General features: G+C 35.4%; 12 protein-coding genes. All 12 read left to right on the top strand.

What is annotated here, in order from left to right; all coding sequences use genetic code 11:
- Window positions 1-69: 69 nt before the first annotated feature.
- Window positions 70-564 (top strand): thiol peroxidase, encoded by a 495-nt coding sequence (gene tpx / locus JN09_RS04000; RefSeq protein WP_204432932.1) that lies wholly within the window; start codon window positions 70-72, stop codon window positions 562-564.
- A 93-nt stretch (window positions 565-657) separates the two neighbouring features.
- Complete coding sequence (gene ftsY / locus JN09_RS03995; RefSeq protein WP_204432931.1) at window positions 658-1,617, top strand: signal recognition particle-docking protein FtsY; 960 nt, start codon at window positions 658-660, stop codon at window positions 1,615-1,617.
- Window position 1,618: 1 nt separating this feature from the next.
- Complete coding sequence (gene ylxM, locus JN09_RS03990; RefSeq protein WP_204432929.1) at window positions 1,619-1,936, top strand: YlxM family DNA-binding protein; 318 nt, start codon at window positions 1,619-1,621, stop codon at window positions 1,934-1,936.
- Complete coding sequence (gene ffh, locus JN09_RS03985) at window positions 1,936-3,339, top strand: signal recognition particle protein (RefSeq protein ID WP_204432928.1); 1,404 nt, start codon at window positions 1,936-1,938, stop codon at window positions 3,337-3,339. The genes ylxM and ffh overlap by 1 nt, the downstream gene beginning before the upstream one ends.
- A gap of 93 nt (window positions 3,340-3,432) precedes the next feature.
- Window positions 3,433-6,054, top strand: coding sequence for a DNA polymerase I (gene polA / locus JN09_RS03980; RefSeq protein ID WP_204432926.1), 2,622 nt, complete (start codon window positions 3,433-3,435; stop codon window positions 6,052-6,054).
- Window position 6,055: 1 nt separating this feature from the next.
- On the top strand, window positions 6,056-6,856 hold the full coding sequence (mutM, locus tag JN09_RS03975; RefSeq protein ID WP_204432924.1) for a DNA-formamidopyrimidine glycosylase: 801 nt from the start codon (window positions 6,056-6,058) through the stop codon (window positions 6,854-6,856).
- Between the two features lie 9 nt (window positions 6,857-6,865).
- Window positions 6,866-7,450 carry a dephospho-CoA kinase gene (gene coaE, locus JN09_RS03970; protein WP_204432922.1) on the top strand — a complete coding sequence of 195 codons (585 nt, stop codon included), beginning with the start codon at window positions 6,866-6,868 and terminating at the stop codon, window positions 7,448-7,450.
- Window positions 7,451-7,452: 2 nt separating this feature from the next.
- Complete coding sequence (locus tag JN09_RS03965; protein ID WP_204432921.1) at window positions 7,453-7,788, top strand: hypothetical protein; 336 nt, start codon at window positions 7,453-7,455, stop codon at window positions 7,786-7,788.
- Between the two features lie 15 nt (window positions 7,789-7,803).
- Window positions 7,804-8,967, top strand: coding sequence for a DnaD domain protein (locus JN09_RS03960; RefSeq protein WP_204432920.1), 1,164 nt, complete (start codon window positions 7,804-7,806; stop codon window positions 8,965-8,967).
- A 4-nt stretch (window positions 8,968-8,971) separates the two neighbouring features.
- Window positions 8,972-9,799: an ATP-binding protein gene (locus tag JN09_RS03955; RefSeq protein WP_204432916.1), complete on the top strand. Its 828-nt coding sequence runs from the start codon at window positions 8,972-8,974 to the stop codon at window positions 9,797-9,799.
- A 265-nt stretch (window positions 9,800-10,064) separates the two neighbouring features.
- The gene (thrS, locus tag JN09_RS03950) at window positions 10,065-11,990 is read left to right on the top strand and encodes a threonine--tRNA ligase (RefSeq protein ID WP_204432910.1); all 1,926 of its coding nucleotides are present in this window, start codon (window positions 10,065-10,067) and stop codon (window positions 11,988-11,990) included.
- A gap of 266 nt (window positions 11,991-12,256) precedes the next feature.
- On the top strand, window positions 12,257-12,418 hold a 162-nt coding region (locus tag JN09_RS07715; protein ID WP_204433091.1), incomplete at its 3' end, for a helix-turn-helix domain-containing protein.

The following is a 12,418-nucleotide window of genomic DNA, read 5'->3' as shown; positions in this document are numbered from 1 at the left end:
GTAGATAAGACGTATCTTTTGATTTTTCATACGTGTAAAACTATAATTAAGTTATATAGGAGGCTTTTCATGAAAACATTTAAACACTCACCAATTACTGTATTAGGTACAGTTAAAAAAACACACGAAGTTGCACCGAACTTTAGCGCACTAAACACAAACTTAGAAATGGTTTCTTTAGATTCATTCAAACAAAAATACGTTGTTTTAAACGTGGTACCATCTTTGGATACTGGGGTATGTTCACTTCAAACGAGAACCATTAATGAACAACTTGCTTCATATAAAGATATGGTTGTCCTAACCATTTCAAACGACTTACCATTTGCTCAAAAGAGATGGTGTGGGGCAGAAGGGTTAGACAATATCATCACATTATCTGACCACAGAAACCTAGATTTCGCGATGAAATATGGGGTATTAATCGAAGAACTAAGATTGCTTGCAAGAAGTGTATTCGTACTAAATGAGAAAAGAGAAATTGTTTACTTAGAGTATCTAGACGAAATGAGTGAACATCCAAATTATGAGAATCTTTTCAATTTCTTAAACAATTTGAAGTAAAATGAAACAGGGCAATAGGATTTGCCCTTTTTTTGACTTCAGTAGTATTAAAATAGCCCCTTTATGTTATAATATTTTTTAGGAGTTGAGCGTATGGGATTTTTTAAAAATTTATTTTCTAAAAAGAAAAACGAAAAATACACTTTAGGTCTACACAAGTCTAGAGAAACCCTTGGTAGCCTAAGAAAACTATTACAATCTAACCCAACCATAGATGAAGATTTTTTCATGGAGTTGGAAGAAATATTTATCCAAGCTGATATTGGGGTAGAAACCGTCTTAGACTTTATGGATACCTTAAGAAAAGTTATTAAAACCAAACAAATCGTTGAACCTAAGGATCTTGAAGAAACTATCGTAGACGAGCTTTTTAATGTTTACTTACAAGATGAAATTGTGATCGCTGATTTAAACTATGAACCAGGCGAACTAAACGTTTATTTATTTGTTGGGGTTAATGGGGTAGGTAAGACAACTTCCATTGGTAAATTGGCTTATCAACTCAAAAACGATAAGAAGAAAGTATTGGTTGTTGCCGGTGACACCTTTAGAGCTGGTGCGATTGAACAACTTAATGTTTGGGCAAAACGTGCAGGGGTGGATTTTTTTGGTAAAGCCCCAGGAACAGATCCTTCTAGTGTTATATATGATGCACTGGTTAAAGCTAAAAAGGAACACTATGATGTGGTGTTATGTGATACAGCAGGACGCCTTCAAAACAAAACCAACTTAATGGCTGAACTTTCAAAAATGCGAAGAGTCATTGAAAGAGAAGTTTCTGGTGGACCAAAAGAAACATTACTAGTTATTGATGCAACCACAGGTCAAAACGGATTAAAACAAGCAGAAGTATTTAATGAATCTACTCAGGTTACTGGGGTTATTTTAACTAAGCTTGACGGGTCTGCTAAAGGTGGAATTGTACTAGCGATTAGACATTTATATAAACTACCAATCAAATACGTTGGTTTAGGTGAAAAAATAGAAGACTTAGTACTCTTTGATATCGAAGATTACATATATGGGTTATTCAGAGATTTCTTCGGAGACTAACATGGATACACTTGATAAGAATGAACGATTAAACCAATTGTTCCAACTATATGGGTGCCTCCTAACCGAAAAACAAAGAGATTACTTTGTCGCATACTATGTGAATGACTACTCTTTTGCTGAAATTGCAGAAGACTATCAAGTCAGTAGAAATGCAGTGTTTGATCAACTGAAGAAAGCAAGCGAACACTTAGAAAACTATGAAATAACCTTAAAACTATTAGAGAAAAAACAACTCAGAATGAAACTGATTGAGAACTATCTAGAATCACACGATGAATCATGGATACTTAAACTTAGAGAAATGGATGATAATTAATGGCATTTGACAGCTTAAGCAGTCGCCTGCAGATGGCTATGCGCCGTATCACAGGCAAAGGAAAACTTAATGAAACAGACATCGATGAGATGATGAGAGAAGTTAGACTCTCCTTATTAGAAGCCGATGTTAACTTAAAAGTAATTAGACAATTTACCAACAATGTTAAAGAAAAAGCACTGGGTCAAAAAATACTATCTGGGTTAAATCCTGGGCAACAAGTCGTTAAAATCGTATTTGACGAACTCAAACGTATTATGGGAGATGAAACAGAAGGTATTTCATATAAAGTCAATGGAATGACCGTTATTATGACCGTTGGGTTACAAGGGTCAGGGAAAACCACTGCCATTGGTAAAATGGGTGCTTTCATTCGTAAAACTGAGAAGAAAAAAGTGATGTTTATTGCTGCTGACATATACCGTCCAGCCGCGATTGACCAATTGGTAACACTAGGTAAACAATTGGATATATTTGTTTATGAAGAAGGTTTAATCAAGGCTCAAACTATTGTTAAAAACGGGTTAAAACATGCTCAAGCCAATCAGTTCGATGTCGTTATTATCGATACTGCAGGTAGACTCAATATCGATAAAGAAATGATGCAAGAACTCATCGATGTCAAAGAAATTGCCAAACCAGATGAAATCTTACTAACTGTGGATGCGATGACTGGCCAAGTCGCAGCGAGTGTTGCTCAAAGCTTCCATGAACAGCTAAATACAACCGGTGCCATCATAACCAAACTGGATGGGGATACCCGTGGGGGTGCCGCCTTATCCATTAGAGAAATCTCACAAATTCCGATTAAGTTTGCCTCAAACGGTGAAAAGATGGATGCCTTTGAAGTCTTCCACCCTGAACGTATGGCAAGCCGTATTTTGGGTATGGGAGATATGCTTACCTTAATTGAATCCGCAACCCAAAACATCGATGAAGATGAAGCCATGGGAATGATGGAAAAACTCATGAGTGGTACTTACAACTATAACGATTTACTCAAACAGTTTAAGATGATTAAACGCATGGGTAGCATTTCTAAAATCTTAGGATTTATCCCAGGAATGGGCAAATATAAAGAAGCCATCAATAATGTCGATGACAAACAGTTTGAAAAAATGAGCGTCTTAATTCATTCAATGACCGAAGAAGAAAGACGTAATCCGAAACTGGTGGACGATTCAAGCAGAAGACGTTCACGAATCGCGAAAGGTGCTGGGATGGAAGTCTCAGATCTAAACCGTTTAAGACAAGCGCTTGATCAACAAAAAGCCATGGCTAAACAAATGAGCAAGATGAATGAAAAAGATTTATCTAGCATTCAATCAAACCCAAATAAACTTATGCCTCAACAAAAAGTAAAAAAAGGTAAAGGTAAAAATAAAGGCCAGTTCAGATTCTAAGGTTAACTGGCCTTTTTCCTTAGTTATCCACAAATATGGTGGAAAACTATTGCAGTTTTGTGTGTTAAAATACATGTGAAGGAGTGTAATTTTATGGAAAAACTCATTTTAATTGATGGGAACTCTTTGTTTTTTAGAGCCTATTATGCAACAGCCTATCTAGGAACTGCTAACTTAATGAAAAATAGCCAAGGCGTATACACAAACGCACTTTTTGGCTTTGTAAATATGATAGATAAAATTATCGATCAACCTTATACACACGCTTTAATCGCTTTTGATACGAAAGAAAAGACTAAACGTCACCTTTCTTACGATGCCTATAAGGCAGGAAGACCCCCAATGCCAGAAGAAATGGCACAACAAATCCCACTCATTCATTCTTATTTAAAATATTTAAATCTTAAAGATGAATCCTTAGCAGGTTATGAAGCCGATGACATCATTGGAACCCTTTCAAGACTTGCCTCTGAGAATGGGTATGAAGTTTCAATCTATTCATCCGATAAAGACTTACTTCAACTCATCAACGATAAAGTCACCGTACACCTTCTTAAAAAAGGCGTTACGGATATTGAATCGATGAATCCAAAAACATTCTATGACAAATATGAACTTCATCATACCCAAATGATTGATTTAAAAGCTTTAATGGGCGATCCATCTGACAATATTCCAGGTGTTCCTGGCGTAGGTGAGAAGACGGCCATTAAACTACTTAAAGAGTATGAAACACTTGAAAACCTATTGGCACATAAAACAGAAATTAAGGGTAAACTAGGCGAACGCCTTATTGAACATGAACAACTCGCGATAATGTCTAAAGAACTTGCGACGATTGATTTATATGTCCCTCTTGGTTTCACATTAGAAGACACCATTAAAAAACCAGTTAGAACAGAAGACCTTATCGGTTTTTATAACGAAATGGATCTCCACCAATTCATTAAACGTATTGATAAAAAAGACACAGCGGTAGACACGTTTACCTATAAAGTGTTAAAAGACCACGATGAAATCTCTAACATACTCAAACCTAATTTGGCCATCCATATTGAGTTTAGCGATTATAACTATCATAATTCAGACATATTAGGATTCGGTTTATCAGATGGAACCAATCATTATTATATTCATAAAGATGATGCTTTGGCTTCAATTGATTTCCAACTTTACTTATCTGATCCATTCACTGAAAAATATACCTATGACTCAAAAGCATTTAGAGTCGCATTGAAATGGTTAGGTTATGACTTAAGAGGCGTTAAGTTTGACCTACTGTTAGCGGCGTATTTAATTAATCAAAAAATCGCCAAAGATGATTTCAAAGTCATTTGTATGGCATTTAACTATAATCAAATTGACTATGATGACAATATTTATGGCAGAGGTGCTAAAAAAGGCATTCCTAGTGAAGACATCTATCAAACACATATCGCAAAAAAAGCGAAAGCCATCTTTGACTTAAGAGCATCTTTATTAGATGAACTAAAAGCATACGATCAATTATCACTATTTTATGATATTGAAATGCCTTTATCGATTGTTTTAGCTGATATGGAATATACAGGCGTTAAAGTCGATCAAGAAGAACTTAACCGTCAAAAAGAATCACTTAAGAGTCGTATAACCGAACTAGAGAAAAAAATCTATGAATCATCAGGCAAAGAATTCAACATTTCTAGCCCTAAACAACTAGCGGAGGTATTGTTTGTCGATTTGAACCTAGAACCGTCTAAAAAGACCAAAACAAAGAGTTTATCGACCAATGTTGAAGTCCTTAACACATTAAAAGATAAACACCCAGTCGTTGAACTTATTTTGGAGTACCGTCAACTCTCTAAACTATATTCAACTTACATTGAAGGCTTAGAGAAATCTATATTCTCTGACTCTAAAGTTCATACCATTTATGCTCAAGCCTTAACTGCAACCGGAAGATTGAGCTCAATTGAACCTAACTTACAAAATATCCCAATTAGAACAGAAGAAGGCAGAGAAATCAGAAAACTGTTTGTTCCTTCTAAAAATGACTACCAGTTACTGGGTGCCGACTACTCACAAATTGAATTAAGAGTACTAGCCCATATGGGAGAAGTCAAAAACCTCATTGAAAACTTTAATTCGAATAAAGACGTTCATAGTCAAACCGCACTAGAAGTATTTGGGTCTGCCTCAAAAGAAGACAGACGTAAAGCCAAAGCTGTAAACTTTGGAATCATTTATGGGATTGGCGCTTGGAGTCTGTCAGAAGACATTGGGGTTACCCCAAGAGAAGCTCAAGCTTACATCGACAAGTACTTAGATTTCTATCCTGAAATCAAAACTTATATGGATTCAGTCATCACAGAAGCAAGTTCTTTAGGCTATGTGAAAACCTTATTCAACCGAAGACGTTACATCGAAGAGATTAAGAGTCCAATTTATGCCGTTAGAGAATTTGGCAAACGTACCGCGATGAACGCCCCTATTCAAGGTTCAGCGGCCGATATTATCAAGATTGCGATGATAGATTTACATCGTTATATCGAAACCAACAAACTTAAATCAAGATTATTACTTCAAGTCCATGACGAACTCATTCTTGAAGTACCTGAAACAGAAATGACACTCATGAATCAAATGGTCCCAGAGGTTATGAGTAAAGCAGTTAAACTGAAAGTTAAACTAGAGACGTCTTGTGATACAGGCGAAAACTGGTTTATGTTAAAGTAATATGCCAGAACTTCCTGAAGTCGAAACGGTCAAAGAAACCCTAAAAAGACAATTACTGGGACTGACAATTGAGAAAATAGACATTTTCTATGACAAAATGATGACACCTGAAGTAGCGAGTAAGCTCATTGGACAAACGTTTTTGGATATTGACCGATTAGGTAAGTATCTAATATTCAACTTTGAAGACGTGGATTTAATTAGTCACCTCCGTATGGAAGGTCGCTATTTCCTTAAATACGATGAGCCAATCTCAAAACATGAACACATTATTTTTCATCTGTCTAACAAACAAACCTTAAGATACCACGACACACGTAAGTTTGGGACATTTGACTTAAGAGAAACATCGGAAACCTTCACAACCAAACCCCTAAATGGGCTTGGTAAAGAACCTTTCCAAATGGATCCGAATGCATTTTACTTAACCCTACAAAAGATAAATAGACCGATTAAATCTGTCTTACTTGATCAAAAAATCATTGCAGGTATTGGAAACATCTATGCAGATGAAATATTATTCAGTGCACATGTTAGACCGGACCGATTAGCCAATCAAGTCTTGAAACATGAAGCCCACTGGATGATTGAACGTGGCATTGGTATTTTACAAACCGCCATCGAAGCGGGTGGAACGACCATTCGTACTTATGTATCATCCTTAGGGGTAACTGGCAGATTTCAACAAACACTAATGGTTCATCAACGTAAAAATGAACAGTGCTATATTTGTGGAGATGTCATTAAAAAGATGGTTGTGAATGGCCGATCAAGTTTTTATTGTGAAACATGTCAAAATTAAGGTGATACTATGAAAACACTTTGTATTACAGGTGGGATTGCCAGCGGGAAATCCCTTGTCAGTCAGTACCTAAAAAGTTTAGGATATACACTGATTGATTCAGATGTGATTACCCATGAACTTTTACTAAAAGAAGCGGTTTTAAAAGAGATTAATGCTTTTTTTCCAAGCGCTTTTGTGGCAGGTTCATTAGATAAAAAAAAGCTTGCTGACATCATATTTTCTGACAAAGAGGCTAAAAAGCACCTTGATGATATTATGCACCAAAAGGTTTACGAGGCCATTTTTACAGAACTTAAAAAACATAAGCATGAACAGATTGTAGTCATTGATGTTCCATTGGTGTATGAAACCAATAAACAAGACCTCTTTGATTATGTTTTATTGGTTTATGTCGATTATGAAACACAGCTAAATAGACTTATGAGTAGAAACCAATACACAAAACAAGAAGCCAAAAACCGTATTCTATCTCAAAGTTCTTTAGAAGAAAAAGTTAAGAAAGCAACTTTTGTTGTAGACAACCGCTACACGATTACAGATACGTATAACCAAGTGAATGACATACTGAAAATCATACTAAAGGAAGTGTAATTATGCCAATTTATCGTACACAAGACAGTCATAAAGATCCTAAACTTCAAACACGTTGGTATCAAAATGACTACAAAGAAGCTTCTAACGCCATAGTAACGATTGTTAGAAACTTTGGGTTTGAACTCACTCATCAAGATGATACTTATGGAGAGTTCGTCTTCATTAAGAAAGATAGTGTTTTAGATGTAAAAATTGTATCTTTACAACGCAAGCAAACCGCGATCGATTTTACTTTAAATATCAAGAACATGTTTGATTTTGGTAGAGGTAAAAGCGTCATTTATGAGCTTTATCAACGCCTAGAAAAATCACTATCGGAAAAAAGTTTTATATAAGAATGGGGTGCACACATGAAATCTAAATCATTTTGGGTCATCGGTAGTGGCGCACTATCTATGGATGACCTTTCTACTGTTACATTACTTTATCAACCGATCATAGGTTCGGATGCGTATGGTATATACCAAACATTCATTCATTTCTTGGATTGTAAGACCTATCAATCCGATATTTATCAAGTACGCTTTTTAATGGACTTATTAAACCTTAAAGAAAAAGAACTTATTGAAGCAATCAATAAATTAGAAGCGATAGGCCTACTAAGTACATACATCAAAGATGATTTATACATGTATCGGTTATCATTGCCTTTAAGTCCTAGACAGTTTTTTCTAGATGGCATTTTGGGCAGTTTTCTAAGAAGCGAAATCGGAAACGAAAACTTTAAGATTCTTTTTAACCGCTACGCTTTTAAAGAAGTAAGTCGTGAAGGTTACACGAATGTCACGAAGACATTTGACCAAGTATATCAAGTTAATTTCCCATCTAAATTAGATACCAATGCCTTTATCCTAGATCGAAAAAATGGGAAAGGCGTCATCATAAATACAGATTTTGACTTTGAAAGTTTTTATAAACTATTACCGGTTAGACTTCAAAAGAAGCGTTTGTTTACTAAACGAATCATCTCACAAATCGCATCCATTCATTTTGTCTATGGGCTGAATAGTGATCAACTCATTGATGTGTTATCAGAAGCTTATGACGAATCACACGCAAGTTTATTCTATGAACGTATTGGGTTATATGCGACACAATATTTTGAGAAAAATCAAAGCGCTCTTGAGATTGAGATTAAACAAGAGTCACTAGACCGTCCAATTTTAAGTGAGTTTACACCACAAGAAATCATTCAAACCTACGCACCGAAAATGACTAATTTATCGTTCGCTTTACAAACAATAAGACAGTTTGTTGAGAGAAATGCTGTAGATATTGGTGTAATTAACGCAGTCATTATCATTTGTTTACGCATTAAAGAAGACTTGCCAAATCTAACCTATTTGGAAAAAGTATTAAACACCCTCTTACAAAAAGGCATCACTACAGAAACCTTAGCGTATGAGTATATCATGAAAGAAGAACCTAAACGCAAACCTACCTATTCTAAACAAATAGTTGAACGATTTGTGCCTGAATGGATGGATGAGTTTGAAGCGTTATTAGAGGAGTAAGTTTATGCCTAATTATAAAAGCATGCGTGACGAAATTAAAGCATTTCCTGAAACAAAAGACTTGGTTGTTGAAGACCATGAACTTTTAACTGTGCTTCAGTATATCGAATTGAAAAAAGCATTTGATCCAAAAGATTTCAATGAGAAGTTTGAACCGTATCTTGAAAAAGAACCTTATATTCACATTACGTATCGTGTGTCTGAGGCCTATAGAAACTATCAAATCAAGAAAGATAAATTGAATCAAATTGATACATTCTATCATAATGATTACTTAATTGATGCGAAGTTAGAGGATTTTATGACTTATAACGACGAACGCAAGAAAGTCTATGAGGTTGCCAAAACCTTTTGTGAAACATTCCAAAAAGGCGTGTTCATCAAAGGACTTTACTTATATGGAAAATACAGAACTGGAAAAACCTTCTTACTATCTGCCATCTGTAATCAATTGATTGACAAAGATGCACAAATTGTATTCACTTATTTCCCTGATTTGGTTAGAAGTATGAAAGCTGCCATTGGTGACCGTACGTTAGAAGAAAAAATTAAGCATTTAAAAACGTGTGACCTACTTGTATTAGACGATGTCGGTGGGGAGTATATGACTGCTTGGTTTAGAGATGAAGTGTTTGGACCAATCTTACAGTATAGACTGCAAATGGGCTTACCATTATTAGTCTCATCCAACTATAAGTTATCCGCCTTACATACGCTCTTATCAGACACTAAGGATGATGTCGATAAAGTGAAGTCAATGCGTATTTTAACAAGAATTAAAGAACTGACTCAAGAAATTGAATTATCACAAGAACGTTACGATAGAAATTAACTTGACAGTTTAGTTTATAGTGTTATAATAAAGAATGAAAAGCGAAGAATAGGCCAAGATTTCTATCAAAAAAGCGATGTAGGATGGTGAAAGCTACAAACAATAGAAGTTACTCCCTAGAAGCTGCCTGTGAAAACAGATGCCGTATACACTGCGTTAAAGTGATTGAGTGCTAGGGCAACCTAGAACTAAGGTGGTACCGCGATTATGTCGTCCTTAGCTTATATTAGCTATGGACTTTTTTTTATCATTTAGGAGGATTTATATGAAATTGACATTACCAGATTTAAAAGTATTAGAAGTGGAAAAAGGCAAATCTCCAAGAGAAATTGCTAAAGACATTTCAATTAGTTTAATGAAAAAGGCGATTGCTGCGATGTATGAAGGCAGAATCATTGAGCTTGATACGCCTATTTTTGAAGATGGATCTTTTAAACTTATCACAAAAGAAGATGCTGAAGCCTTCTCAATTTTGAACCATTCAACGGCACATTTACTCGCACAAGCGGTTAAATCCATTTACCCACAAGCATGTTTTGGTGTTGGCCCATCGATTGAAGAAGGGTTTTACTATGACATTGATTTAGGGGATGTTAAATTTACGGATGAGATGTTACCGATGATTGAACAAAAAATGGTTGAATTATCTAAACATGGTGACGACATTAAAGGCAGAGAAGTTTCTTATGAAGAAGCTAAGAAAATCTTTGCGCATGACCCATATAAACTCGAATTAATTGAAGGCCTAAAAGATGAAAAAATCAGTGTTTATCAACAAGGTGATTTCATCGATTTATGCCGTGGTGGACATGTATCTAACACCAAAGAAATTAAACATTTCAAGCTATTAAGCTTAGCAGGTGCCTATTGGAGAGGTAACTCAGACAATAAAATGCTCCAACGTGTTTATGGGGTCTCATTCTTCTCCAAGGAAGCCTTAGATAGCCACCTTCAAATCTTAGAAGAACGTAAACAAAGAGACCACCGCAAACTTGGAAAAGAACTTGGATTATTCATGTTAACCAAAGAAGCTGGTTCAGGATTGGCGTTCTGGTTAAAGAATGGTGCAACCCTAAGAAGAATCATCGAAAGATACATTACAGATAAAGAAATCAGTTTAGGGTATGAACATGTCTACACACCAATTATGGCTAACGTTGATTTATATAAAACAAGTGGTCACTGGGATCACTATCAAGATTCAATGTTCCCACCTATGGACATGGGGGATGGTGAATCTCTAGTACTTAGACCGATGAACTGCCCACACCACATGTTAATATTCAAAAATGAAATTCACTCATATAAAGAACTTCCAATCCGAATTGCCGAACTTGGCATGATGCACAGATATGAAAAATCCGGAGCACTTTCTGGTTTACAACGCGTAAGAGAAATGACTCTAAACGATGCACATATCTTTGTCAGACAAGACCAAATCAAAGATGAGTTCAAACGTACTTTAGACTTACTATTTGATGTATATAAAGATTTTAACATTACCGATTACAAACTAAGACTTTCTTACCGTGATCCAGAAAATAAAGAAAAATACTTTGACGATGATCAAATGTGGAATGAAGCTCAACAGGCGCTTAAAGACGTTATGGACGACTTCGGTATGCCATACTTTGAAGCAATCGGTGAAGCTGCATTCTACGGACCAAAACTAGACGTTCAAGTCAAAACTGCACTAGGCAATGAAGAAACCTTATCTACTATCCAAATTGACTTCTTATTGCCAAGAAGATTTGAACTTACTTATGTAGGCGAAGATGGTAAGAATGACCAAGTACCAGTTGTAATCCACAGAGGTATCGTATCAACTATGGAACGTTTTGTCGCTTACTTAACTGAAGAATATAAAGGCGCATTCCCACTTTGGCTTGCACCAACCCAAATTAAAGTCATTCCAGTTAACTTAAACTATCATCAAGACTATGCAGTAGAAGTGAAAAACCACTTACAAAAGATGGGCATCCGTGTAGAACTTGATTTAAGAAATGAAAAACTGGGTTATAAGATTAGAGAAGCTCAAACCAAGAAGATTCCTTATCAACTTGTTATTGGAGACAATGAAGTTGCTAATAAATCTGTCACTTACCGTCAATATGGCAGTGAGTCACAAACGAATCTGTCTTTAGAAGCCTTCATCGAATACATTAATCAGTCAGTTATTGACAAAAAGTAATTAATTTTACTTAACGATATAGGTTCCATATCGACTTATCCATTTGGATAAAGATTCTTTTGGAACCTTTTTTTATTGACTAGGAAAGTTCATCTTTTATTGTTCTATCATCTAACAACCACACAGTTTTTTCGATAAAAATTTTGATGTAACCCCATTTTAATCACCTCTTTTCATCACTTTTTATATAATTAAATATTTATATAAAATATATATTTTATAGGCTGTTTATGGTATAATTTGAGTAGGAAAGGAGAACCCCATTTATGCCTTATAAAGCCCTTAAAACAAGACTCACTCTAAATCCAAATCAACACCAGTTTTTGTTATCTTTAATGCGTGCTTCAAGAAGTCTTTATAATCAAGCCCTTTATAATGTGAGACAACATTTCATTAAAACAAATGAGTACTTGCCCTACAATGAAAAC

This window comes from Paracholeplasma morum (assembly GCF_016907055.1).
In the GTDB taxonomy this organism is placed as follows: domain Bacteria; phylum Bacillota_I; class Bacilli_A; order Acholeplasmatales; family UBA5453; genus Paracholeplasma; species Paracholeplasma morum.
This window is presented reverse-complemented; position numbering and strand designations above follow the sequence as displayed.